The sequence below is a fragment of the Aureispira sp. CCB-E genome (assembly GCF_031326345.1).
GTDB lineage: Bacteria > Bacteroidota > Bacteroidia > Chitinophagales > Saprospiraceae > Aureispira.
Map to the genome: position 1 here is coordinate 2,261,843 of NZ_CP133671.1, position 26,502 is coordinate 2,288,344.

At 33.9% G+C, this 26,502-nt stretch carries 26 protein-coding genes; 22 read left to right on the plus strand and 4 right to left on the minus strand.

The window, feature by feature from the left end; all coding sequences use genetic code 11:
* The first annotated feature begins 4 nt into the window (after positions 1 to 4).
* A complete protein-coding gene (locus QP953_RS08660) occupies positions 5 to 550 on the plus strand; it encodes a hypothetical protein (RefSeq protein ID WP_309554653.1) in 546 nt (181 codons plus the stop codon).
* Between the two features lie 537 nt (positions 551 to 1,087).
* Here the strand turns inward: QP953_RS08660 and QP953_RS08665 are convergent.
* Positions 1,088 to 1,417, minus strand: a complete 330-nt coding sequence (locus tag QP953_RS08665; protein WP_309554654.1) for a helix-turn-helix transcriptional regulator — start codon at positions 1,415 to 1,417, stop codon at positions 1,088 to 1,090.
* A 90-nt stretch (positions 1,418 to 1,507) separates the two neighbouring features.
* On the opposite strand from QP953_RS08665, the gene QP953_RS08670 reads away from it, so the two are divergent.
* From QP953_RS08670 to QP953_RS08725, 12 genes are all read left to right on the plus strand, one after another.
* Positions 1,508 to 2,218, plus strand: coding sequence for an IS1 family transposase (locus tag QP953_RS08670; protein WP_309551951.1), 711 nt, complete (start codon positions 1,508 to 1,510; stop codon positions 2,216 to 2,218).
* 35 nt (positions 2,219 to 2,253) lie between these two features.
* Positions 2,254 to 2,943 (plus strand): hypothetical protein, encoded by a 690-nt coding sequence (locus tag QP953_RS08675; protein WP_309554655.1) that lies wholly within the window; start codon positions 2,254 to 2,256, stop codon positions 2,941 to 2,943.
* Between the two features lie 366 nt (positions 2,944 to 3,309).
* Positions 3,310 to 4,338: an RHS repeat-associated core domain-containing protein gene (locus QP953_RS08680; protein WP_309554657.1), complete on the plus strand. Its 1,029-nt coding sequence runs from the start codon at positions 3,310 to 3,312 to the stop codon at positions 4,336 to 4,338.
* A gap of 49 nt (positions 4,339 to 4,387) precedes the next feature.
* Positions 4,388 to 4,813 (plus strand): hypothetical protein, encoded by a 426-nt coding sequence (locus QP953_RS08685; RefSeq protein ID WP_309554658.1) that lies wholly within the window; start codon positions 4,388 to 4,390, stop codon positions 4,811 to 4,813.
* Positions 4,814 to 4,946: 133 nt separating this feature from the next.
* Entirely contained in the window at positions 4,947 to 5,909 is a 963-nt protein-coding gene (locus QP953_RS08690; protein WP_309554660.1) for a hypothetical protein, read from the plus strand.
* Position 5,910: 1 nt separating this feature from the next.
* The gene (locus tag QP953_RS08695; RefSeq protein WP_309554661.1) at positions 5,911 to 6,384 is read left to right on the plus strand and encodes a hypothetical protein; all 474 of its coding nucleotides are present in this window, start codon (positions 5,911 to 5,913) and stop codon (positions 6,382 to 6,384) included.
* Between the two features lie 242 nt (positions 6,385 to 6,626).
* On the plus strand, positions 6,627 to 7,481 hold the full coding sequence (locus QP953_RS08700; RefSeq protein WP_309554663.1) for an RHS repeat-associated core domain-containing protein: 855 nt from the start codon (positions 6,627 to 6,629) through the stop codon (positions 7,479 to 7,481).
* 9 nt (positions 7,482 to 7,490) lie between these two features.
* Entirely contained in the window at positions 7,491 to 7,823 is a 333-nt protein-coding gene (locus QP953_RS08705; RefSeq protein ID WP_309554664.1) for a hypothetical protein, read from the plus strand.
* Between the two features lie 20 nt (positions 7,824 to 7,843).
* Positions 7,844 to 8,392, plus strand: a complete 549-nt coding sequence (locus tag QP953_RS08710; RefSeq protein WP_309554665.1) for a hypothetical protein — start codon at positions 7,844 to 7,846, stop codon at positions 8,390 to 8,392.
* 282 nt (positions 8,393 to 8,674) lie between these two features.
* On the plus strand, positions 8,675 to 9,871 hold the full coding sequence (locus QP953_RS08715) for an RHS repeat-associated core domain-containing protein (protein ID WP_309554666.1): 1,197 nt from the start codon (positions 8,675 to 8,677) through the stop codon (positions 9,869 to 9,871).
* Entirely contained in the window at positions 9,868 to 10,632 is a 765-nt protein-coding gene (locus tag QP953_RS08720) for a hypothetical protein (protein ID WP_309554667.1), read from the plus strand. Before QP953_RS08715 ends, QP953_RS08720 begins: the two co-directional genes overlap by 4 nt.
* A gap of 216 nt (positions 10,633 to 10,848) precedes the next feature.
* A complete protein-coding gene (locus QP953_RS08725) occupies positions 10,849 to 11,217 on the plus strand; it encodes a hypothetical protein (RefSeq protein WP_309554668.1) in 369 nt (122 codons plus the stop codon).
* Positions 11,218 to 11,233: 16 nt separating this feature from the next.
* Here QP953_RS08725 and QP953_RS08730 read toward each other — a convergent pair whose 3' ends face one another.
* Positions 11,234 to 12,514 carry a transposase gene (locus QP953_RS08730; RefSeq protein ID WP_309554669.1) on the minus strand — a complete coding sequence of 427 codons (1,281 nt, stop codon included), beginning with the start codon at positions 12,512 to 12,514 and terminating at the stop codon, positions 11,234 to 11,236.
* A gap of 185 nt (positions 12,515 to 12,699) precedes the next feature.
* Here QP953_RS08730 and QP953_RS08735 point away from each other — a divergent pair, with 185 nt between their 5' ends.
* Positions 12,700 to 13,233: a hypothetical protein gene (locus QP953_RS08735; protein WP_309554670.1), complete on the plus strand. Its 534-nt coding sequence runs from the start codon at positions 12,700 to 12,702 to the stop codon at positions 13,231 to 13,233.
* Positions 13,234 to 13,518: 285 nt separating this feature from the next.
* Here QP953_RS08735 and QP953_RS28605 read toward each other — a convergent pair whose 3' ends face one another.
* Together QP953_RS28605 and QP953_RS08740 are read right to left on the minus strand one after the other, a co-directional pair.
* A complete protein-coding gene (locus tag QP953_RS28605) occupies positions 13,519 to 13,713 on the minus strand; it encodes a cysteine-rich CWC family protein (protein ID WP_408913502.1) in 195 nt (64 codons plus the stop codon).
* Between the two features lie 119 nt (positions 13,714 to 13,832).
* On the minus strand, positions 13,833 to 15,458 hold the full coding sequence (locus QP953_RS08740; RefSeq protein ID WP_309554671.1) for a hypothetical protein: 1,626 nt from the start codon (positions 15,456 to 15,458) through the stop codon (positions 13,833 to 13,835).
* A 648-nt stretch (positions 15,459 to 16,106) separates the two neighbouring features.
* Between QP953_RS08740 and tsaB the strand changes: the two genes are divergently transcribed.
* The 8 genes from tsaB (at position 16,107) to QP953_RS08780 (ending at position 26,488) form a co-directional block, all read left to right on the plus strand.
* Positions 16,107 to 16,805, plus strand: coding sequence for a tRNA (adenosine(37)-N6)-threonylcarbamoyltransferase complex dimerization subunit type 1 TsaB (gene tsaB / locus QP953_RS08745; protein WP_309554673.1), 699 nt, complete (start codon positions 16,107 to 16,109; stop codon positions 16,803 to 16,805).
* Between the two features lie 2 nt (positions 16,806 to 16,807).
* Positions 16,808 to 17,908, plus strand: a complete 1,101-nt coding sequence (locus tag QP953_RS08750) for an LptF/LptG family permease (RefSeq protein WP_231512816.1) — start codon at positions 16,808 to 16,810, stop codon at positions 17,906 to 17,908.
* 184 nt (positions 17,909 to 18,092) lie between these two features.
* Positions 18,093 to 18,995, plus strand: coding sequence for an NAD(P)/FAD-dependent oxidoreductase (locus QP953_RS08755; protein WP_309554674.1), 903 nt, complete (start codon positions 18,093 to 18,095; stop codon positions 18,993 to 18,995).
* Between the two features lie 229 nt (positions 18,996 to 19,224).
* Positions 19,225 to 21,033, plus strand: coding sequence for a translational GTPase TypA (gene typA, locus QP953_RS08760; RefSeq protein ID WP_052598417.1), 1,809 nt, complete (start codon positions 19,225 to 19,227; stop codon positions 21,031 to 21,033).
* 238 nt (positions 21,034 to 21,271) lie between these two features.
* On the plus strand, positions 21,272 to 21,667 hold the full coding sequence (gene rpsF, locus QP953_RS08765; protein WP_052598418.1) for a 30S ribosomal protein S6: 396 nt from the start codon (positions 21,272 to 21,274) through the stop codon (positions 21,665 to 21,667).
* 102 nt (positions 21,668 to 21,769) lie between these two features.
* Entirely contained in the window at positions 21,770 to 22,036 is a 267-nt protein-coding gene (gene rpsR, locus QP953_RS08770; protein WP_052598419.1) for a 30S ribosomal protein S18, read from the plus strand.
* Between the two features lie 58 nt (positions 22,037 to 22,094).
* A complete protein-coding gene (gene rplI, locus QP953_RS08775; protein ID WP_052598420.1) occupies positions 22,095 to 22,556 on the plus strand; it encodes a 50S ribosomal protein L9 in 462 nt (153 codons plus the stop codon).
* 812 nt (positions 22,557 to 23,368) lie between these two features.
* Complete coding sequence (locus QP953_RS08780) at positions 23,369 to 26,488, plus strand: tetratricopeptide repeat protein (protein ID WP_052598421.1); 3,120 nt, start codon at positions 23,369 to 23,371, stop codon at positions 26,486 to 26,488.
* Positions 26,489 to 26,502: the final 14 nt, after the last annotated feature.

Sequence of the window (26,502 nt, forward strand, 5' to 3'; positions counted from 1 at the left end):
TAACATGTTTAAAGTTCAAATAATTTACATTGTTTTAATATGTCTAGCTATTTTAGGATGTAATGGAATTGACAATTTCAAAGAAACAATAGATGTAGAAGATTGGCATCTAGAAACCAAATCATTTTTAGAAAAAAATTGTGCCTGTGATTTAAAAATAAAAGCACTTTTTATAGATAAAGTAATTGAATTAGGTATAAGAGATTCATTGATGAAAAATGTCTTAGTAAGACAAATGTTAATGGAAGACAATCAAATTCATATTTTGGAAAAGTCTAATATAGGTAGAAATTTATACACAGGATATTTTTGGTCGAAAAAAAATAATTTGCATTATATGCATTTTAGTTTGGACTCTTTAAAATTAAAAATTACAAGTAGAGATGAAAATCCTAATGAGCTATTCTCATTGTCAAAAGGGTGTACTATTAATGAAAATGCTTGTGATTTTTTTCAAGCAGCAACAATCTATTCAAAAGTTAAATTAATAGATAACACTAGTATTCTATATGATATTAGAAAAATATCTCAACAAGGATGGAAACCTTAGAAACAAGGTATTCCACCGAGAGAGTAGCGATCTAGTATTGCGCCATTCCCAAGTACTTGGGAACAGTCATTAGTCATTTCTTCTGTCACAGTACTAGGCTTACATATTCGGTGTCATGGCGGTTCTCATGCTTATAGCCTCAGCACAGCCTATGTTACAAGCACTACACCGCCCTAGAGTGTGTACCTTGTAGGAGCTGTCAGGCTGCGTATTTTAGGCTTTATCCTTTGTGCTACTAGCACAAGCCCACGCAGTTCCCTACGGTCATTCAATTGAAATAAGAAAAGTGGTAAATACTTGCATAAAAAAAGCCTCTTGGAGCTGTTCCAAGGGGCTTTTTTATGTAGCTATCTATCGCAGTTTTACTGCTTTCCTAGTTAGCACCGTGCCACTCCCTACACTTACGGTACATGCAGCCTGTGAGGCTTTCGTTCACGTTTTTTTATTACAGCCTTGTCGGCTGTAAACTTTAATTATTTGCCAGTCGCTGCTTTCGCTCTGTGGCAGCCGCTGCGTCTGTCAAAAATTAAAGGGAAATTAACTGTATGCTTGTTTGGCATGAGCATCTCTAATTGACATATCTAAGAAATAGAAAATCTTTTCTTGAATGTCTTTAGGTAATCTTTGGATTGCTGCTAGCCTGTCTAAGTTTTTAGGCTCTATTTCTTCATCAACGACCCCTAATAAATAATCAATAGATACGTTTAATGCTTCTGCCAATTTTATAATAGTCTCTAAGGCAGGTAAGGCGACATCACGTTCATAACGACCAATTGCAGGTCCTTTAGTACCTAACATTTTAGCCAACTTCTCTTGAGAAATACCTCTACTCTTTCTTAGTTCTAAAAGACGTTTTCCGAAACTCATGTGTTTTAATTATTACTATAAAAATCAAGGGTAGTGATGTAGATTGTATGATAAGTTAGAAAAAAAGACAATGAAGACTATATTTGTAAGATGTGTTCAATATCTATACAAATAAAATGTCCTCATTGCCACAATTCAAAGGTCGTTAAAAACGGGAAAAAAACCACAGGAAGACAAAACTTTCTGTGTAAGAATTGTGGCAAACAATTTCAAGCTGAATATTTATACCAAGGAGCAGATCCAAGTATGAAAGCCCAGCTACAAAGTTCTTTATTACATGGTAGTGGTATTAGAGATTGTTACAAAATATTTGGAATTAGTCCTAAAACTACTCTTCGATTTATACTAGAGCAAGGAGAAAAAATTAAAATTACTCCTAGACAAAAGAAGTATAAAAAAGTGCAAATTGATGAGTTATATTCCTTTGTGAATCAGAAAGGTAAAAAAGTGTGGGTTTTCTACGTTTACGCTCCTGAGACCAAAGAAATATTAGCTGTAACAATGGGCAAACGTACAAAAAAGCAACTTCGATATTTAATGACACAATTAAAGTGTCTAGATATAGAAATTGAATTTTACTGTACAGATGCTTTTAAGAGTTTTAAAGAGGTCTTACCTTATTATCAACATATTATTGGTAAATCTTTTACTAAAGATATTGAAGGTATTAATACTCTTATTCGCTCTAAAATTGCACGATTTCACCGAAGAACTACCAAGTTTTCTAAGAAACTTAAGTATCAATGGCATTTGTTTAAAATTTTTGTCTTTTATTTCAATGAACTTCCATCATACATTTAACAACACAACCGTTAATCTTAAAAAGAGAGAAGTATATGATAAATCTCAAAAGGAAGAATAATAGTATTTCAATATTGCTTATTCTTTTTATTTTTTCAAGTTGTAGTATTAATAAGATTAACAATAAATTAAATCTTGGGGTAATGACTATTGGGAACTCATGTGACCAACGTGAAATGAAAGTTCATTCAGAATATTTTGTGTCACTTATTGATTCTTGTAATTATTACTTCAAGATAGATCAAGAAAGCATTAAGTATTTAGGAAGTGAGAATGACTATATTCAATTGAGTTTAAATAAAGAGGTGGTAAAAAATGGAGATTTATTACCCAAAAATAAGAGAATTAATATTAAATTTCCTAATAGAATATTTGCTAGTTCAGAGATTTATATTTTTGATCTGATAAAATCTGTGAAAAAGAAAATTAATTTTCTTTGCTATTTGAAAGTAGTCAATTTTGATGAATTGGCAAAATCTAAAGATAATACCAGTATATTGTCAATTCCAGCCAACAAAAGACAAAATGGATTAATTTACTTTCCTATAGGAGGAACAACTGTAATTCTTGAAATATATGGTAAGAATAATAAAGAATTATTAGATAGAAAAGATTTTTTTTCAGAACGTCCTATTTTGAATATAAGAAATTATGAGAAGGGAGATTATGAAGTAAAGGTGAATCTTAGAGGAGAGAATTATTTTTATAGTTTATCAATAGAATAGTATAAGAAGCAAGGTATTCCACCGAGAGAGTAGCGATCTAGTATTGCGCCAGTAGCTGAAAAAGCTACCAGTCACTAGTCGTTTCTTCTGTCACAGTACTAGGCTTTACTATTCGGTGTTATGGCGGATTCTAGTCCTTATAGCCTTGTTAATCATTACATTACAAGCAATGCGCCGCCCTAGTGTGTCCTCCTGTCGGTTCTCTACACCAAACAGCCACAGTCTGTTTGCCCTTTGGGTGCGTTTCGTTCATCATGTAGGAGCTGTCAGGCTGCGTATTTTTTGTTTTTAATTGAATCCGAAGGCTCAGCGAAGCTAAAAAAATAGGTTTTAGAGGAGTACGATCTTACAGACCACTTGGGGAATGTGACGACGCAAGTGGGTGATAGAAAGTCGGGTACAATCGCCTCCAACAACATCAAAGCTGATGTGCTGAGTTATCAGCAGTATTATCCCTTTGGTTGGAATATGCCTGGGCGCTCACTTAATGCGGATAAGGCTAGATTTACTTACAATGGAATGGAAGAAGAGCCTGAAATTTCTAGTGGTCATCAAACTACTTTTTATCGTGAATTAGATACTCGTCTAGGGCGTTGGTGGTCTATTGATCCTATCTTCAAAGCTAATTGGTCTACATATAATTCAATGTCTAATAATCCTACATTAAGAATAGATCCTGACGGAGATACAGATTTTTATGATTATTATGGTAAATATATAGGAAGAGATGGTAATGATAATGGTATGTCGAGAATAGCCTTATCTACAGAAAGTGCTGAAGATATAAGACAAAAGTTAAAAGCTCAGACGCCAAATGCTCCAGTAATTATAAAAACATCTGAATATAGAGACTTAGCAATCGTTCCAACTGTACAAGAAATGGAAGTAATGTCTAATATGATTAAAAATACAGAGAAAAAATTTGTTGAGAATGGTATGATTGCTGTAATAAATAAAGAAGGGAATAGAATAGCTCCAATAGAAAAAGAAGGAAAGGTTAATGAGATTAATATGGGAGAAGCTACAGAAGGAATATCTAAGAGAGGGGAAGGAATTCTTTATGAAGTCCATAGTCATACTTTTAATGTAGAAGTTAAAGAAGGAAATGTTTATATAGGAGGATCGGCTAAATCTTCTCCCTTAGACATAGCTCGTGTTAAAGCATTTAATAAATTAGGTCTAAATAACCCATTTGCAGTTATCGGTTACTCTACGCCTAAATCAATAGATGCTCTTCAAGAGTCAATTGGAGGAACTGATGCTTTAAATAAAGCAAAAAAAATGCTGGAACACCAGTTCAGATACCTAAAGGAGCATGGGGAAGTCGAATTGAATTTTACGATGGGAAAGGTGATGTTGGAGGATATACTTTTCCTCAATTTCAAAGAGCTGTAAAAAAAGTGCATAAACATCAAGCAAAACAAGCAAAACAAGCAAAGAAAAAATGATGAAATTTGGATTAGTATGTATATTAATGATTCATGCTTTATTAATATATGCTCAAGAAATAGAGTATGATTTATCTGATTTTTGTGAAAATAGTATAAAAAATACTGAGATTTATTATTGTATAAATAATGAATCGAAAGACCTAAGAATTATATTTACAGGCAAGTCTTGTCTTGAAGTAATTTCTATTGAAAATGAAGATTTTATTAAGCTTTTGAAGAGGAGAAAAGTGGCTAATATTATTACTTATCACAGTAATAATATATCAAATGATGAAATCCAAATAGAGTTTATTTTGTCTCAAGTCACAAAAAAAAGCTATAAAGAAAGATTTTTTATAAAAAATCATTCTTGGAGCCGTATTTATGTAAATGCCGAAAATAAATGGAAGAAAGGACAAGGTATTCCACCGAGAGAGTAGCGAACTAGTACAGCGCCAGTAGTTGGAAAGCTACCAATCACTAGTCGTTCATTCTGTCACAGTACTAGGCTTTACTATTCGGTGTTTTTTGCTATACCTTTGATACATTGTATCAAGCCTACGCAGGGTTCTCGTGCTTATAGCCTCGGCGGGGCGCTCGCTTAATGCTGATAAGGCAAGATTTGATTTTAATGATAAAGAAATAGATGAAGGATGGTGGGGGAGGAATACGGAGGCTTATAAGTATCGTTTTCATGACCCTCGATTGGGAAGGTTTTTATCTGTAGATCCATTAATGAATAAATATCCTTGGAATTCTTCTTATGCTTTTTCTGAAAATGTTGTTATTGATGCTGTAGAATTAGAAGGATTAGAAAAAGTAAATGTAAAAGATATTGGAATAAACCCTGAATCAGTAAAAAATGAAGATGGCACTTATACTTTTTCCCTAGGTTATCAAAAATTTAAAAATGTGAAGATGATTACAAGGGGAGGTAAAGATTATTTTGATTTAACAGGGAAACTTTCGGGTAATACATTGTATTATAATCAAGAAAAACAATTTTGGACTTGTGAAGGAACCCCTAAAGAAAAAGTGAGTATTGAAAATGATATATTTGATCCTCCTTATGATAAAAATTGGGACTGTGAGAGAGTAAATTGTGCAGGGTTAGTTTTTAGAGAAAATAGATTTATAGGGTCTATAGATGAGGTTAAAACTAAATTAGGACAAGAAGCTGTTCCGATTACATCTAGCACAGTTTTAAAAGAGGGAGATATTATTATTACCTTGCAAGAATTTACATATACTCCAGGAGTTATGATAGATGGTAGTTTTGTTCCTTTAGCTCCAGAACAAGGACCAGATTTTCATATTGTTTCTGCGCCATTAGGACCTCAAGGACAAGACCTACCCAATGTAATAACTACAAATGGTAAACGACCAATATATGAAGGATTGTGGTTGAAAAATGCTTTAGTCAAAGATGGTGATCAGTATACAAATAATGATCGTTATGATACCCCTGCGTTTCATGAAGGAAGACCGGTTATTGTTAATTTTAAAATAAAAGAAACAAAGTATAAAAAGAAATAATATGAAATTATATGTTTGGATTATTCTAATAATAATAACAGTGCAGTGTAATAATGCTATCTTGCACCCAAGAAAAGTATGGAAATCGGAATGTAATGAAGATTATACTATAGTGCATAGTACAGTTAATAGCAAGAATATTATACACTTCTATGGGCAAAAGGAGTTTAATAATGAAGTACTATATTATAAATCAATAGGTAAAAATGTTAGTGTGGATGAATCTAATTTGTCATTTAAACTTGATTCATTTCTGTTTAGCAAGGAAAGCTTGAAAAATAATCCAGAAGGAACTACTTTTTTTAAAAATGAATATAGAATTCAACTGCCATCGTCATTAGATTGTAAGATTGATTTAGAGGGAAATTATCTTACAGCAAAAATTTTTATGTTCCTATCTTATTCATCATTTGATACATGTCATTTTATTTTATTGGAAGAACAAGGTATTCCACCTCAGAAGCCAACAGACTAGTATCACGCCAGTAGCTAAAGGCTATCACTGCGCTAGTCGCTGTGTTCTGTCATGCTTCTAGGTTTGGCATGTTCGGTTTCATGGCGGTTCCCGTCCTTATAGCCTCGGCGTAGCATCCTTGTCAGGTTCACTCCACCATATAGCCACTGGCTATATGCCCTTCGGGTACGTTCGTTCATGTTACAAGCACTACACCGCCCTAGTGTGTGTAATCAACAGCTGAATTTTATGCAGGCTAGGATGTGAATACGAAGCTTAGTACTACAAATTCAACATTTGATTTTGGAGAACGTGCCTTAGGTATAAAAGCGTACGAACTTACAGACCACTTGGGGAATGTGACGACGCAAGTGGGTGATAGAAAGTCGGGTACAATCGCCTCCAACAACATCAAAGCTGATGTGCTGAGTTATCAGCAGTATTATCCCTTTGGTTGGAATATGCCTGGGCGCTCGCTCAATGCTGGTAGGGCGAGATTTGATTTTAATGGTAAAGAAACTGATGAAGAATGGGAAAAGGTAGTTTTTGAATTTAGAACTTATGATTCTAGGAAAAATAGATTTCTTTCTATTGATCCAATGACATCAAGTACACCTTGGGAATCTCCTTATGTTTTTGCTGCTAATTCTCCTATTGCGAATATAGATTATTTAGGACTATCTGCGGAAAGTGCGAATGATTCAGATCCTCCAAAAGATGCAAAAGTAATAAAAAGACCAACTGGAACAGCAGAAACAGGACCATTTAGGTATACTGTTGTTGGAAGTGATGTGGAAGCAAGTAGAGAAAGGGGAGGAGCGCAAACATTAACTGTTAATGGAACAACTTATAATGCTACTTTTACGAATGATTCTGATAATGGGACAACATTTGCGGGTTACTTTGATAGTGAAGGAAATCAATATCAAGAAGAGACATTGTTGTTTGAGAATAGAATGAATGATAATTTCAAAAATAAGCTTCTACGGGTAAGCTATGGTTTGGGACATGATCCTAATAAGTTAGTAGCTGTCATGAGGTATGAAAATGGATCAAATTTTCCAGATGCTAGCCAATGGGATTTAGGATCGGGGAATACAGCTGTTGGTTTGATTTAGTTTACACAAGTGGCTGTAGATGAAATAAATATAAAGAATCAAACTAGTTGTACTCTAACAGCTATATCTCAAATGACAGAACTGGAACAATTAGATGTTGTTAGGCAATATTACAATATGTATAGTCATAAAAATTTTAGTACTTTAAGTGACTATGCATTAGCTACATTTGCACCTGCTTATATGGGAAGTTCTTCTAATACTGGACTTTATACAAAAGCTAAAAGTGGTAAGAAATATACAGCTAATTCTAGTTTAGATACTGATAATAATGGTGTTATTACTGCTGGTGAAGTAGGAGCAAAATATAAAAAATATTATAAAAAAGCATATCAAAGATAATGATGATTAGGTTAATAATAATGATGATTGTATTTTTATATTTACCAGGTCCTTCAGAGGCATATACAATCAAAAACTCTTTTGGAAATAGTTTTACGATAAGAGATAGTACAATTTTACTGGAAAATGAATCATTTAAATTTGTATTTAATACAGATACAGAAGAAACATGGTTATATTATACAAATTGTAAAGAGAGATATTCTTTTGGACGAATTGTTGGGCGTTTTGGTATGGAACCAGAAATAAAAATAGATAGACTTGATTCCCATAATATGGGAATATTTTTGATAGTCCATTTTTATGATATGGGAATAGCTGTCGATGCAATAATATGTTATTCATTTAATACGAAATCATGTATTCTAACAAATATTGGTTCTTTTCCAGAAGTAGGGATTTATAAACTAGACTCAAATAAATTAACAGAAGCGTTGTCTTATGATTATCAAATAATTGAAGGGAAGATTATTTTAGAGGAAATATATAAAGAGGATACTAAATCAAGTATAAAGGAATTAATCATTAGGAGAAGAGAGTTAAAGTGTGATTTATCCATACGACCATAAAATAGGGCAAAGGTATTCCACCAAGAGAGTAGCGATCTAGTATTGCGCCAGTAGTTTAAAAAGCTACCAATCACTAGCCGTTTCTTCTGTCACAGTCCTAGGCTTTACTATTCGGTGTCATGGCGGGTTCTCATGCTTATAGCCTCGGCGTAGCATCCTTGTCAGGTTCACTCCACCATATAGCCACTGGCTATATGCCCTTCGGGGACGTTCGTTCATGTTACAAGCACTACACCGCTCTAGTGTGTGTAATCAACAGCTGAATCTTATGCAGGATGGGATGTGAATACGAAGCTTAGTACTACAAATTCAACATTTGATTTTGGAAAACGTGCCTTAGGTATAAAAGCGTACGATCTAGTAGACCATTTGGGGAATGTGGCGACGCAAGTGAGTGATAGAAAAGCGGGGACGTTGGCTACTAATGATATACAAACTAATGTGCTCAGTTATCAGCAGTATTATCCATTTGGATGGAACCAACCTGGGCGCTCGCTCAATGCTGATAGAAGTCGATTTACGTTTAATGGAAAAGAGTTTGACCCAGAATGGAATATTCAAGATTATGGGTTTAGACTCTATGATAACCGTTTAGGTAAATTTCTTTCCTTCGATCCTCTTTCAGATAAATACCCAGATTTAACACCATATCAATTTGCTAGTAATACACCGATTCAGTCTATTGACTTAGATGGTTTAGAACGATTTGATGTACAGTTTAACAGAGAAGATGGAGATGCTCATTTGTCATTGGTGGATGCTACAGGACCATTACGTTTCTTTATTCATGGTAATGGGTTATATATATCTGAAGATTCTAAACGAGGAATAGCTTTAAGAAAGGCATGGAATACCTTGTCAGATATACATGGAATAACTACAGCTAGAATTAATGGTTATGACATAATTGCCCAAAGTGTTCCTTCTAATACGGTAGCTAGAGATCCTCGGTCAATTTTCTATCCTTCCGATCCCAAAGTAAGAGATAATGTATTAAAACCTGTAGGAACACCCAATGGAGAATTTGGAGAAGGAATAATAGGACTAAAGATTAAAAGTATACCAGATGGATCTATGTTCAAACAATTGGATCCATTAAATCCTGATGAATTAGAAATAGAAGAACCAGAACCAGATTTATATATTATAGAAATAACTAGAGAACAATATATAGATGAAAACTTTACAATGGTTTTAACGCCTAAAGTTTTACATGGGCCAACCCCCGCAGATAAGAGAAATTATAAGAAATCTATTAAAACTGCTAAAAACATGGCAAAAACTCCCAATCGGGTTATCAAAATAAATGGGACGCCAAAACAGCAAAAACAGTTTAGAAAAGACTTGATAAAAGCAGGCGTTGATCCTAAAAAAATTCGAAATGATTTACCTAGCAATAAAACAAATTCTTCTTTTGGTATACAAGTAGGTGAAGTAAAAACAAGAATTATAGAGACAACTAGAAAATTGAATAAATGAGAGTAATAATAGCTTATATTTTTATATTTGGTCTTGTAAACTTCCTATATGGTCAAAGTACACAAGAGAAAGTGAACGAGGTAAGTAGAATATTGCCAGATTCTACGATAATCAAGTTTGAATTTTATTATATGGAGGATTCCTTATATAAGATATACATATACGAAAGTGATGTTCTAAAATCAGTAGGGTTTACGAAAGATAAAGATAAAATAGAGAACATTCATTATGTAGGCTTTTTTCAAAGTTTCCATAAAAATGGAAAAGTTCGTTTGGAAGGAGAATATAATTATAGTCATCTTCATGAAGGAGAGTGGAAAGAATATTATGAATCTGGTCAATTACTTTCCATCAAAGTTTGTAAGAATGGTTTATTGAGTGGTAAATATATTTGTTATTATGAATCAGGAGGACTAAAAGAGAAAGGGGAATTTGGCACAAAAGAATATAGGATAGACAATAAACTTCATATTATGGATTCTAAAATAGGTTTTTGGACTGCGTATCATCCAAATGGTACAAAGGAGTGTGAAGGCAATTACTGGTTTGGAGCTATTATAGAATTCACGAATGATGAATACAAAGAACAAGAACAGAAATATGGTGTCACTTTTTATCCTCAATATAGACAAGATATGAGGCATGGATATTGGAGCTATTGGAATGATAAAGGTTTATTGGAAAAAAAAGAAGAGTACTACAAAGGTATTTTAATTCAGGAATTGAAAATAGAAGAACAAGGTATTCCACCAAGAGAGTAGCGATCTAGTACTGCGCCAGTAGCAAAAGGCTACTGTTCTCTAGTCGTTCACTCTGTAACAGTAAAACCATATAGTGAGAATAAAAATACAGTATCATCTTTAGCTAAAAAGAGTGGTGTTAGTAATAAAAGTTTTCAAGCACTAAACAGGAAAAATCTTACCAAAAAGGGAGATTTAATTATTGGTAAAAAAGTAAAAATACTTAAAAAGTAGATTATGCTTCAAGTAAGAAATATTTTATCTCTATTCATTATTATATTTGGAAATTTCAGTTCTATTTCTCAGATAAATGCCTCTTTAGAAAATTCCTTTTCAAAAAAAGGAGATTTTAGTATAAATTCAATAGGTATAAATAAAGATAATATATTAATTGCAAGCTTTTGCAATAAAAAAAAATCATTATATATTTTTTACGAAAATGGCAAGTTGAAAAATAATATATACTTAGGGTATAGTAATATTGATGAAATTGAATTTGTTCCAAAAACAAATCAAGTAATTCTTTTACAAGATGCAAAAAATAGAATAACAATAGTTGATTATGAAGACAGCAATTCTAACGATGTAAGAAAATATATTAAATAATAATAATATCAAATGGCTATTCTAATTGGGGTCGAATATTGACCTGTCTAGCAATTATTTGATAGATTAAGTTCATTGAAATAGTAGGAATAAAATCAAAGAGTACTCGAACTTTCTGCCTTAAATCACGCAATGTTTTTGCTTCTTTTAAGGCTTGTTCAAAACTTTCATCAACAGCCCTTGTAATCTGGTCAACAAAAAATGCTAATAGCATAATCAAAGCAAATACTGTTGACAAGTAGAATTTTCCATGACCATAATTATGTTCCAAATTGTAGTCTTGATTCTTCAAGGTGTTAAATGTCTCATTTTCAATTTTCCAACGTGCTCTTCCAGCTGTGGCAATAGATGAAACATTTGATTTAGTCAAAGTTAGGTTGGTAATCCACTTATTGGAATAAACCACTTTATCTTTTTCTAAATCATATTCTTCGTATTCTAAATAGTTTACGATAATATCTTGGTTTGCGCCATTTAGAATGAGGTTAGATGCCCACCTGTATCGACACAGAGTCTTTTCATTTTTCTGGTATTGACACTGATGCAAACTATCCTTTTTTCTAAGTTGCTTAACTTGTTCCAAAACATATCCTTCCTTGATTACTATGATGTAATCCATTTGGATATCTTGTGCTTGAAGTGCTTTAATAGTTGGACCATCAGCATATAAAGCATCTAAAAGAATTAAGATCTTTTCTTTTGGCAGTATGCTGCGTAAATGTGGAAATAATCGTTTACATGCCTTTCGTTCACAATCATTCTTTTTTGAACCATCCTGCCGCGTTATTGCTTCTCCAAAAACAGGAAAAACGGTCTTGAAATTAGGATGAACTACACTCGCTGCTAACAATTGGTGATGATGTTCTATTGTACCATTTTTTCTTTTCTTTGTTAAACATTGAGAACAACCAATCTTATTGGAAGAAAATGTACCTGTGGCATCAACACTTACTAGCAAATGTTGGTCTAAGTATCTTCTACTTTCGAGTATTTTGAGCCTTTCCAAATGTTCAAAGATTGTTTTAAAAGTAGGCTGAAAAACAGATGGTTGGACAGCATCTAAAATTTTTCGCATCCCATTATCTGTTGGAAGCTTACTAATTTTAAAGACTTGTTCTAAATTGTCCTTACGATGAATGGCATTATCTATAAAACTCAATAATGATGGATCTTTTAGACCAAACATAGCAAATGCTCCCATTAAACAATCATGTAGCAAATATTCTGTATGCCCTTTTCGATGGTCTGGAACTTGGTGAAACTCTTTGGATACTATTTCTACTAATTTGTCGTACATCGTTTACTTTTTAGTAAATGTACGTTCCTTTTTCAATGAACTTAAATCTTATTTTATCATATAATTCTGTTTATCGTTAGAATTGCTGTTATGAAGATGAATCTATTCAATTAAAAAATATACTAATTAGAGATCAATGGTATTCAATATATTCTGCTGGTTATCAGGATCTATATGAGGCAGACATGTATTATTTATTACCAAAATATATCAATAAGCATCAACTTGATATTCAAAGTTCAATATTAAGCGCTCAAAGTGATTGTTTGATTAATGCAAAAGATTTGAAAGATTCTATATACTGTGAAAGAGGGAATGATTTATATAAACTTAATTTTTGGGAAAACCAAGATGATTTTTATTTTTCTTCATTTCATGTTTTGTATAAAAAAGATAATACTTATACACCAGAGCGAGGAGGAATAGATACTTTATGGTATATTGGAAATGATTTTTTCCCTGATTCAAAAGTTATTTACTTTGAACCTGATAAAGGTGATTTATTATACACTAAATATCAAGGATATAATCATGTATTATCATACAGGAATATAATTCAGAATAAGAAAGAGGATTTAAACTATTTAGAAAAAAATAATGAAAGAAAGATTGGAGGGAATTATTATTATAGATATATTTTAAATGAAAATATTCTTTGCCTTGCCTTTGTGAGGAAAGGAGAACTTTTCTTTAAAAAAATAAAGATAAAATTTGATTAGGAGCAAGGTATTCAACTTAAAAAGTAACGTTCTAGTACTACGCTAGTAGCTTGGAATAGCTAGCAGTCATTAGTCATACCTTCTATCGTAGTACTTGACATACACGACTTCATAATGGTTCATCTGCTTACCCCCTTCAGTTGTAATCGCTGCGTTCTTGTGTTCAGGGTATTTGAATAAAAATGTATACTCTTGCATAACTACATAACCTAAAGACCTCCGTTTGGACGCAAAAGAGGCTGGGGGGAAATCCTTTTCCAAGAACCTCTTTCTTGTTGATATTAGCTATTTATAAATTTGCTTTTTCTCCAAATTACCAGAAAGCACTTTTAAGCAATCTGCACACAAACAATCTTGATAATTAACTTGCAATCTAGCAATTAGTTCTGGTGTTAATGAAACATTTGAGCAATGGCAGTTTTTAATATCTGTAGCATTGCACACAAATTTATTTTGGCACTTGGCGCAAGTTTTTTCCATGGTGTAGAATATTTAAGAGGAAACCTAACCATCCATAAAATCAATAGTCTGCTAAGAACCTTGAAATTAATTGAGGCTAGCAGACTATCGACTTTGGAATAATTACAGGGTGTTTAATCCTATTGAGTAATAATTTTAGTAGTAGGCAATGCTTTTTTTAGCGGTACCAAAACTTGTTGATCAAATTCGGCATTGGTAAGAACAATTTTTTTTGCGCGTATCATAGGAATTTCGTTAGGAAAATTAACCAATTTAGAAGCAGTTAAATTTAACTCTTCTAATTGCAAGGGCGCAATATTGACCAATGTGGTTCCTATATCCAAAGTTGGAATTTTAGCCAAAGAAAGTATCTCTAATTGTGTCAAGTTTTTGATAGCGTCAGGAATATACTGAACAGCAGTTCCATTTAAACTAAGTGTTTTTAGCTGGGAAATATCTTTGATAGACTCTGGTAAAACGTCTAAACTATCATTATTTTCTAAATATAGATGCTCTAAGTTTTTTAGTGCCGACAGATCTTCGGGAAGATTTTTTAATGCCGTTTGGTTTAGCTTGAGTGTTTTTAGCGCAGGCAATTTTGCAAGGGTTGCCCAAAACTCATTTTGATACAATTGCTGCATACCTGATAAATCCAAAAACTCTACCTTTGTTAGAGTGGAGAGGTTCGTTGTTTTTACGTCTTCAATATTGGCACTTAAATCTAGGTAGCGCAAGGTTCTTAAATTACCAACATTAAAACCTAGTTTTGTCAACTCACTTCCACCAACATCGAGCACTTCTAAATATTTTAATTTGCGCAAATTTTCAGGAAGGCTAGCCAATGGATTATTGTGTACTTCTAGAACCTGCAATTCCGCAATTGCATTGATCCCGCTAGGCAGTGCTGTCAACTGGTTGTTATTCATCTTCCAAACTTGCAGCCCTTCTAATAATGAAAAGGCTTCGGAGACCTTGGTAATCGCATTGTTTTCTGCATTTAGCGTTTTCATACGAATGAGTTGAGTCATTCGGTCAGGTAGTTCTGTGATTTTGTTATTGGAGACATTCAACGTAGAGATGTAACGACAATCCATGACTTCTTTGGGAATTTCAGTCAATTCATTATTAGAAATATCAATACTACGAAGGGTCTTGATTAGAGCAATATTTTCAAAAGATTCTCTAAATTCTAACGAAGGATTTTGGGATAGACCGATGTATTGAAGTGCTAGCATTTTGGAAATATTCTTGGGGAGATGGACCAATGTGTTGTTCCCCAATTCCAAGTATTTAAGAGCTTTGAGTGATTTGATATTATTAGGCAAACTAGATATATCATTATTTTTTAATTCTAATTTTGCAAGTTTAGGGTTTTTGATAAACAATCCAAAAGCTGTGTTAATACTATTAGACTTAATGGCATTGTTGAGATAGACCTCTTCAATAGACTTTAAATCTTTGAATGTTTTAGGCAAAGATTCTAATGGATTATTATCCAAAACAAGCACTTTTAGTTTTTTTAAAGAGCCCAATTCATCAGGCAAACTCTCTAATTGATTGTTAGCTAGATTTAACTTTTCAATATTAATACATTGAGTGAGTTGAGGGGGTAATTCCGTTAATTTCTGATTGCTAAGATCAAGATGAATGACATTCTCAAATTCTAGGGTACCACTCGTATCAGAGATAAAGGTATAGATTGTATCTTTTTGAGCATGAGACACAATACTGGTGAGTAGTAGTCCAATAAATGTAAATAGTCGCATTTAATAATTGATTTTTGTGTTAAAATTAATGGTTTTAATGTAAGTTGGAAGACAAAGTTAATGAATAACCGACAGGGTACCTTTTGTTTGTGGATTTTCCTTCAAAAAGTCTCAGTTTAACTTTTATTCCAGGTTTACAATTTAGTTTTTGGGGAGCAAACAACGACAATTGTAAACAATGCTACTTGGGGCTTGTAAATCAAAAAACTAACCAAATTTAGTAATTAGAGAAAGGAGTCTGAAAAATTGATAAGTAAAAGACATCTTTTAAAGTCCTAGTTGTTAAGTTACATTATTTTTGACAGACTCTTTTTAGTGAAATTTAATGATTTTACAATTTGATGTTAGTTGTTTGTGCCGAATTATAACAGTAACACAAATAAAGACCTAAAGAAGTTCACCCAAAAGCCTTTAAGCAAATTGAATATTTACTTTATAAGAAATGGGGATAGAACTTCCTACAAAATTATTTTATCAAATTCATAACAAGACTTAACGTTCTTTTTTGACAATAGCATTTTAAAAGTTCTTTGAATAAGCTATCTTTGGGAGAAGAACATAGAAAATAACCAATATTAAAAGAAAAGCGCAAAAAGTAACGCAGCAATAAGGGGATTTTAGGAGTAAATCATTTTCAATATAACAATAGTGGCAACAAAAATATTAACAATAGAAACTGCAACTCGAAGTTGTTCTGTTTGTTTGACAAAAGACGGACAGCCATGGATTGTTCGAGAGACGAATAGTCAAGCTGGACATGCAGAAAAGTTGACTTTATTTATAGAAGAAGTTATGCAAACGGCAAATGTAACATTGAAAGATTTGGATGCAATTGCTGTGAGTCAAGGTCCTGGTTCTTATACTGGGTTGAGAATTGGAATTTCTACTGCCAAAGGTTTATGTTATGCTTTAGATAAGCCGATGCTTGCTATTGATACTTTACAAGCGTTGGCTTTTGGTGCCATTCAGCAATATAATAATCCCAAAGCAGCTTATGTGGCTTTGATGGATGCTCGAAGAATGGATGCTTATGTTGGCGTGTATGATGTGAATTGCAAGTGTATAAAAACGCCTTATTTTGCTACTTTAGAACCCAATAGTTTTGATGAATTATTAGAACACTCAGAGATAGACGAAGTTGTTTTGGTAGGGGATGCAGTGGCAAAATATCAAGAAAACTGTCAAACCAATCCTTTGAAAATTAGCACCGTTCAATTGCCTTCTTCCAAATATCTAGCGCAGTTGGCTTATGAGGCTTACCAACAACAAAAAACAGTAGACGTTGCTTATTTCGAGCCATTCTACCTCAAAAAACCGAATATTACCAAACCAAAGCCCAAGTTTTAATCTTGAAAATATTAGATCGATACATACTAAAACGATACTTGGGAAGCTTTTTCTTTATTGTATTACTTTCCTCCATGCTTTCTGTAGTGGTTGATGCTGCAGAAAAAATCAATGATTTTTTAGAAGAAGGTGGTCCTACTTTTTATCAAGTTGTTTTTGAATATTATTTGAATTTTATTCCATTCTTAAACAGTTTGATTTTTCCTTTGTACAACCTTATCGCTGTTGTTTTTTTTACGTCTCGATTAGCAGCTAACTCAGAGTTTATTGCCATGGTAGGCAATGGCGTAAACCACTATCGCTTGTTGGTTCCTTATCTAATGGGGGCCTCTATTATTGCAGGTTTGCATTATTATGGAAATCATAATCTAATTCCACGATCTAATACGACCCGAACAGCTTTTGAGAATACATATATCTACAAGCATAATTATGTTGGTAATACGGGCAATTTTCATGCTGCCGCAAGCCCTTATGAAGAGTTTTATTTGCAAGGATTTAATCGATATGATAGCACTGGAAGCCAATTTGCATGGATCAAGCACGATAGCTCTCGATTGCGTCGAACATCTGTTTTGACAGCGACTAAAATTCGTTTGTTAAAAGCCCCTAACCGTTGGCGCTTATCTGGAATACGAAAACGAGAAAAAGTGTCAGCTTATAGAGACAATGTGGTTAAATTGCCTCCCCAAGAGTTTATGGATACGACGATTGGTTTTTATATCACAGATTTAATCAAACGAGATAATCATAAAGATAATATGACAACCAATGAATTGATAGAGTATATCAACAAACAGAAAGCAAAGGGGGTTGGGGGGACACTAGTTTTTGAGGTAGAACGTTATCGAAGAAGTGCCGATCCTTTTTCTATTTTTATTTTAACATTAATTGGTTTTTCGATTGCCTCACGAAAAATGCGTGGGGGGATGGCTTGGCATTTGGTAATTGGATTTGGGCTATCAGCAATTTATATCTTTATGACAAAATTCTCAACAACTTTCTCTATCAATGGAGGATTGTCTCCTTTATTGGGAGTTTGGGTGCCCAATATTTTCTTTTTGGGAGTAGCTTTTTGGATGTTGTTCCGTGCTCAGAAGTAAATGAGGATAGTTTGGGATTGCAGTTTGGACCGTCTAAGCTGCTATTTTTTTATGTATTTTGTTAATGCAACACTGTTGCATTAGTGTTTTTTTTCTTATCTTTAACAAAAGAGCTGTGTAGGAGTGTAATGAGCTACTATACAACATCAATTGAAATACAATTTATTATAAAAAGATGCGTACTATGAATCAGCAAATTTATGACGTTATAATAATAGGTGGAAGCTATGCAGGATTGGCAGCTGCAATGGCTTTGGGGCGTTCTTTGAGAAAGGTATTGGTGATAGATGCAGGCAAACCCTGTAATCGGCAGACTCCACATTCTCATAATTTTATTACTCAAGACGGGAAAGCACCTTTGGAAATTTTAAAGGAAGCAAGAGTTCAGGTAGAACAGTATAAGACAGTCCATTTTCATGCTGGGCTTGCTATTAACAGCCAAAAGACAACAACAGGTTTTGAAGTTGGTACAGAAAAAGGAGTTGTTTTTAAAGCTAAGAAATTAATTTTGGCAACAGGAATAAAGGACATATTACCTGATATCAACGGATTTAAAGCGTGTTGGGGGATTTCTGTATTGCACTGTCCTTATTGTCATGGTTACGAAGTCCGCCACCGACCAACGGGAATTATTGCCAATGGTGCAGCGGCTATGCATTATGCTCAATTGATTTCCAATTGGACAAATGATTTGACGCTCTTTACCAACGGTGCTTCTTTGTTAACAGAAGAAGAGACTAAGAAATTGGGAGCACATAATATTACAATAGTAGAAACAGCGATTAAAACATTGCACCACGAAAAGGGGCAAATACAGTCTATTGAGTTAGAAAATGGTCGTTTGTTGCCTTTAGAAGCAGCATATGCTATGGTCAACTTTGTTCAAACTTCAAATTTAGTGGAGCAATTAGGATGTAAGTTGACAGAAGGGGGGCTTATAGAGGTGGACGAATCGCAAGAAACGACGGTTAAAGATGTTTTTGCTTGTGGTGATAATTCTTCAAAACGGGCACTTGCCTTTGCCGTTGCTAGTGGAACCTTGGCTGGCGTAATGGTTAATTTTCAATTAATTGAAGCTGCTTTTTGATAAAATAGTTTAAGGAGTAGTTTATTAGAAGATTGTCTAGATGTTATTTTTTGATAAAAAAAATGGTTTTTAAACAAGTGTACAGGCTTTTTTTATTAAATATAGTTTAAAGAATATCAATGAAATACTAAAAAGTTGGTCAATAACAAATAAAAGTTGTACTTTTGCAGCGCTTTTAAGCAGCTAAAGAAAACAGCTGTATTTTTAATTAGAATAATGAATATAAAAAATGGCCAATCAACCATTGCGTAATATCGCTATCATAGCGCACGTAGACCATGGAAAAACTACTTTGGTAGACAAAATTTTGCACCAATGTCAATTATTTAGAGAAAATGAAGAGGCTGGTGAATTAATTTTGGATAACAATGACCAAGAACGTGAGCGAGGTATCACGATTTTAGCCAAAAATGTATCGGTACAATATAAAGGTACTAAAATCAATATCATTGATACACCGGGTCACGCCGATTTTGGTGGTGAAGTAGAACGTGTATTAAACATGGCAGATGGTGTGTTATTGTTGGTTGATGCTTTTGAAGGAGCAATGCCTCAAACACGTTATGTACTATCCAAAGCTTTGGCATTGGGAAAAACAGTAATCGTTGTTGTTAACAAAGTTGATAAAGACAATTGCCGTCCTGATGAAGTGCAAGAGGAAGTATTTGAGTTGATGTTTAACTTGGACGCAACAGAGGAACAGCTAGAGTTTAAAACGGTATATGGTTCAGCAAAAATGGGCTGGATGGGACCGGATTGGAAAAACCCTACGGATGATGTTACGCACTTGTTGGATGTTGTATTGGAAGAAGTTCCTGCTCCTGAAGTGGTAGAGGGAACGGTTCAATTGCAAATTACGAACATTGACTACTCTAAATATATTGGACGTATGGCAATGGGACGTATTACTCGTGGACACCTAAAGGTGAATCAGCCTATTTCTTTGGTTCGCAGAGATGGTTCTATTGACAAGACACGTGTTAAGACATTGTATGTTTTTGATGGATTGGGCAAAAAGGAAACCAACCAGGTTGAATGTGGTGATTTGTGTACTGTAGCTGGAATGGATCAATTTGACATTGGAGATACCATTGCAGATGCTGAAAACCCAGAAGGCTTAGAGCCAATGTCTATTGACGAGCCAACTATGAGTATGTTGTTTACAATCAACGATTCTCCATTCTTTGGAAAAGAAGGTAAATATGTTACTTCTCGTCATATTAGAGAGCGTTTGTTCAAAGAAACGGAGAAGAATTTGGCTTTGAAAATTGAAGAAACAGAATCTCCAGATGCTTATATGGTTTATGGACGTGGTGTGATGCACTTGTCTGTATTGATAGAAACTATGCGTCGTGAAGGGTACGAACTACAAGTTGGTAAGCCGCGTGTTATTATCAAAGAAATAGATGGTAAAAAACACGAACCTGTAGAGTTGCTATCTATTGATGTGCCTGAGACTTATTCTGGAAAAGTAATTGAATTGGTTTCTCAACGAAAAGGAGACATGACAATTATGGAACCTAAAGGTGATTTGATGCACTTGGAATTTAACATTCCTTCTCGTGGTATCATTGGTTTGAGAACGAATATTTTGAATGGAACAGCAGGTGAAGCTGTTATGACACACCGTTTCTTGCAGTATGAGCCTTGGAAAGGTGAGATTGAGGGGCGTAGCAAGGGGGCATTTATTGCCATGGAAAATGGTACGTCTATCCCTTATTCTATGGATAAATTGCAAGATCGTGGTAAATTCTTTATTCCTACAGGAGTAGATATTTATGAAGGTCAAGTGATTGGCGAGCATAGCCGTGATAATGATTTGGTTATCAATGTTACCAAAACTAAGAAATTGACCAATATGCGTTCTTCTGGAGCAGACGATAAAGTAAAATTACCACCTCCAGTAGTTTTCTCTTTGGAGCAAGCAATGGAATACATCGGTGAAGATGAGTATGTAGAGGTAACTCCGTTGAATATTCGTATGCGTAAAATTCTTTTGAAAGAACACGATCGCAAGCGTAGTGCTAAAAAAGATTAGTCTAAGTAATTTTAGATCAAATAATAACTGCAAAGTCACTTCTAATGCTTAGAAGTGGCTTTTTTTGATAAAAAAGGAAAATAAAAGCAGTATATATTTTAATATCCAAAATTTAATTCTATTTTTGCACCCGCTTAGGTTTTATCCATTAAAAGGTTGTGACAGTTTTTGAGCATAACTTTTGGAAGAATTTAAGTTTTATTAATTGTAAACCATACATATAAATTATTAAATCGTAATGAGACAATACGAAACAACGTTCATCATCAATCCCGCACTGTCAGGTGATGAAATCAAGCAGACAGCTCAAATGTATGTCGACTTCCTAAAAGGGGAAGGTGCAGAGATTATACATCTTGAAGAAATGGGTGTTCTACAATTAGCTTATCCTATCAAAAAACGTTCTTCTGGAGCTTATTTTTGGTTAGAGTATAAAGCACCAAATGGAGCTATTATCGACAAAATGGAATTGGCTTTCCGTCGTGATGACAATGTATTACGTTATTTGACTATCAAAGTAGACAAGCATAGAGCACAGTACAATGTGGACAAACGTGCTGGTAAGTTTGAGAAAACAAATGAAGGTGTTGAAGCAGCTGAATCTGCTGATACTAAAGCGTCTGTAGATGCTTAATCTTGTCTTTTAAGACTGAGATGATGCAAATGCAAAGTCATTTAAAAATTATTAAAAAATAGTTCTCCAAATCTGATTTGGAAATCATAAAAGCTATAAATTATGGCAACTAGAGAAGATATCAAGTTTTTGAGCAATCCTAAGATCGGTCAAAAACGTAAAAAATACTGTCGTTTCCGTCGTTACGGAATTAAGTCAATCGATTATAGAGATGTTGACTTTTTGATGAACTTTATCAATGAGCAAGGAAAAATTCTTCCTCGTCGTATCACTGGTAACTCATTGAAATACCAAAGAAAAGTGGCTACTGCTGTTAAACGTGCTCGTCACTTAAGTTTACTACCTTATGTAGTAGATAACTTGAAATAAATAACAGCTTAAACGCTAGTTTATTCTTTTTTGAATCTTGATAATCTGACTATAAATCATGGAAATTATATTATTAAAAGATGTAGAGCACATCGGTTTGGCCAAAGCATTGGTTACTGTAAAAGCTGGTTATGCTCGCAATTATTTGATCCCTCAAGGATTGGCAATCGTTGCTAACAAAGCAAACAAAAATAGCTTGAAACAAGAGATTCTTCAACAAGAAGAAAGAGCTCAAAAAATCTTGGACGAGGCTAAAGAATTGGCTACTACATTGGCTAGCCAAACGCTTAAAATTGCTGCCAAAGCAGGTACAAGCGGCAAAATCTTTGGTTCTGTTTCTAACGTTCAGTTGGTGAATGCTCTTAAAGATACATTTGGAGTTGAAATCGACAAGAAAAAAATCAAGCTTCCTGAAGAAGTTAAGATGCTAGGAACTTACACGGCTGTAGTAGCACTTCACAAAGAAGTATCTGCTTCTGTTAAGTTTGAGGTATACGACGATAAAGATGAAGTAGCTTAGTAGTTGCTGAGTTCAGTCATTAAAAATTATACAATCCTACTCATATTTTTGAGTAGGATTTTTTTGTTAGAAATTGTTTTGATATTTCTTTAACAATTTGATGAATAAGAAAAATTCACGCTCTACGTTAAAGTGTTAAGTGATAGGGCTTATTGAAAACGGAACACCTCTTGATCCTTTGATCGTTATTGTTGTCCTAAAATTGTAGCCAGAACAAAAAATCAATAAAAATAACAACTTTCACTATGCTGACTTGTTTTTATTGTCATGCAATTGATATTTAGGAAGGCTTTATATAAGTAATTTAAAGAATAGTTTTTTTTGACAATTTTTTGTACAATTGCTTCTTCAATACTTGATCTTGATAGGATGGTATGACAATATCAGATCTTTGGATAGGCGCTTCGATACTAAGCCAGTAGAACGTTCTCCAACTTCATGATATATTATTATATTTGCCTAGCTTGGTAATTATATTTTAGACTATTAATCAGTAGTTTTTTAACACAATACTAGCTACGCTGCTATAAACAATAACCTTAACAAGCTACGCTGTTAAAACTATATGAAGAACACCAAACGGAGTCATTGGAGCGTATGTAGGTAACTAAGAAGAGGGGAACGAAGCACAGTAGGTAGGCAAAAAATTATCAACTAAAAAATCAGCTTACTTTTGTGTGGATACAAAATAAAAAAGTGTAGGTTTAGTAAGCAAACAATTATATTGAGTTGTGCTGTGTCAAGATCTAATTTTGTCGACTATTAGAAGTTACATACTCCATTTAATCTAAGAAACAAATAAATCCATTGGAATGAGTATTAAAAAATCTTTTATTGCCCTTATTTTTTTGAGTATAAGTAATCTGCTTATTGCTCAAGAATCCGCTATTTATAGAGATTATCAGGAAACTTATAAACGTGGGATGCACTTTTATAACCAACGTCTCTATGGACAAGCTTTGGAAGAATTTGATAAAGTTGTTCAAGCAGAACAGCTCTTTCAAGACACGGATGTACCAATGTATATCCTTCAGTCAGAATTGCATTCAGGTTTGTCTGCTTTGTATCTTGGTCAACCTGATGCAGAGAAACGCTTGTTGTATTTTATGGAAAAAAATGAGCCTAGTGCTGTAGCGACTAGAGCACGTTTGGCTTTGGGGAATTATTATTATGATCAAAGAGATTATAATATGGCTATTAAATACCTAAGTGAGGTTTCTTCACTCGAATTGACCAATGAAGAAATCATTGAAAAAAAATTCAAATTAGGGTATGCTTATTTTGTAAAGAAAAAATTTGATAAGGCAAATGCTTTGTTTACACAAATCAAAGAAGCAAAGACACAATATTATTATCCTTCTAATTATTATTACGGTATCACTGAATTCTTTGACAAGGATTATGATAAAGCTTTGGAAGCGTTTAATCGAGCCAACCAATCGAGCCGTTATGAGAATATTGTTCCTTCTTATATCATTCAAATATATTTTGCCAAAAAGGAGTATAAAGAAGTTATCAAGTTTGGAAAGCCTTTGGTCAATAAAAAAGAGCTTCGGGAACGGGAACAAGTTGCTCAATTGGTTGGTCAATCGTATTTTGAACTTGGGCAGTATCGAAAAGCTTTGCCTCTATTGGAGCAATACGTAGAAAAAACACCTAAAGTAACTAAGGAAGCCTTGTATCAATTGGGATATACGCAATACAAAACAGGAAAGTATAAGGAGGCGATTAAGAACTTTGAACAGTTGAACAGCGAAAAAAATCCTTTGGGACAAAATGCGTTGTACAATATGGCAGATTGCTTATTAAAAACCAATGATAAATCTGCTGCTCGCCAAGCATTTCAAAAAGCTAGTAAGATGAACTTTAATCCTGCTTTGCAGGAAGATGCTTTGATTAATTATGCCAAACTATCGTATGAACTAGGATTCGATAGTGAAGCTATATCTGCATTGCAAGACATTCCTATTGCGTCGGATTATGGCAATGAAGCACAAAACTTAATGGCAGAAGTGTTTTTGAATACTAGAGATTATGACAAAGCTCTAGAGACGTTGCGCAAAATGGACAAAAACAAGAAAACGGCCAAAATCAAAGAAACACATCAGAAAGTGGCTTACTTTCGAGGAGTACAGTTGTACAATGATGGAAAGTATAATCAAGCTATCAAATTGTTTGATGAATCCTTGGCTCAAGGAATCAATATGGAAACTAAGGCACTGGCTTATTTTTGGAAAGCAGAAGCGTTTTTCAAACAGGAAAAATTTGATGCTAGTATTGATGAGTATGGTAAGTTTTTGTTGATAGAAAAAACCTTAAAACGGTTGCCCGATAATTCATCTTTAGGAGTTGCTTATTATGGAATGGGCTATGCTTATATCAAGAAAGATGATTATGCCAATGCTTCTAAGTATTTTAATAATTCGGTGAATGTGATCGAGAAAAAGTTAAGAAGTTATAATGATAAGTATGTCACTAACTTTGTTTATCCAGACGCCTTATTGCGTGCTGGTGATTGTTTGTTGTACTTGAGAAACTATTCAGGAGCTCAAGGGCATTACAATACCATCATCCGAAACAATTACCCCAATAAAGATTATGCAATGTATCAGTTAAGTTTGATTCATAATCTAGAAAACAATACGACTAGCCAGTTGGCTTTGTTGGATAAAATTATCCGTGATTACCCTAGCTCTCGTTATGCAGATGATGCTTACTATGACAAAGGGAATACCTTATTTAATATGAACCGCAAGGATTTGGCAATTGCAGCTTACGAGCAGTTGTTGCAAGATTATCCTAATAGTGATATGAAAAACAAAGCTCTGTTAAAACTAGGTTTAATTGCTTATTCTGTAGGACGAAATGAAGAGGCTTTGAATTATTACAAAGGAGTCTTTAGAACAGATCCGCAAAGTGAGGAAGCTAAGGATGCCTTGGCGGCGATCAAAGAAATTTATATAGAGGATGGCAATCCAGATGGGTACTTTAATTTTGTGAATACGGTTCAAGGGTACAATGTAGGAGAGTTTGAGCGAGATTCTTTAATGTTTATTGCGGCACAAATTAAATTTAACAATGCGGATTGGGAAGGAGCTGTAGCTAGTTACACTAGTTATTTAGATCGCTTTCCAAATGGATTGAATAGTATCCAAGCACATTTTAATAGGGGAGAAGCTTTATTTGATTTGAAACGCTACAACGAAGCGATTCAAGATTATGCTTATATTTCGGATCAAGGAAGCTCAATTTTTGCAGAAACTGCCAACCATCGAGCAGCAAATATTGCTTATTACAGCACACAAAATTTCCGTGAAGCTCAGAAATACTATGGGCGTTTGGAACAAACAGCAACAACAGAAGAATTGCTTTTCGAGGCACAACAGTTTGGGATGCGTAGTGCTTTTTATGCTTCAGATTTTCAAAATTTGCCTTTGATTGCAGAGCGTTTAATAAAGAATTCTCGTGCGACGACACAAGATCATGCCGAAGCGTATTACTTTATTGGAAAGGCGTATCTTGCACAGAAGGATTACGATCAAGCACTGGCGGCTTTTAGCAAGAATATACAATTGTCAGGAGACGATGTGCACTCGGCAGAAGCGCGTTACTGGAGAGCTTATATTACCTACAAAAAACGCGATTTGGATAAAGCAATGGATTTATGTTTTAAAAATAATAAAGAGATACCAGGACATCCTTATTGGTTGGTTAAGAGCTTTATTCTTTTGGCAGATATTTATGCAGAACAAGACAACCTATTTCAAGCAAAGGCAACCTTGCAATCTATCGTTGATAACTACGATGGCGATCAAGAATTGTTGAATGAAGCAAAACGTAAGTTGCAACGTGTAATTGATGCTGAGAAAAGTAAGAGCAAAATCAAACCATCTAATTTGAATGGTGATTTGGAAATGCTTGAGGAAAATTAAATTGAAATTGATAA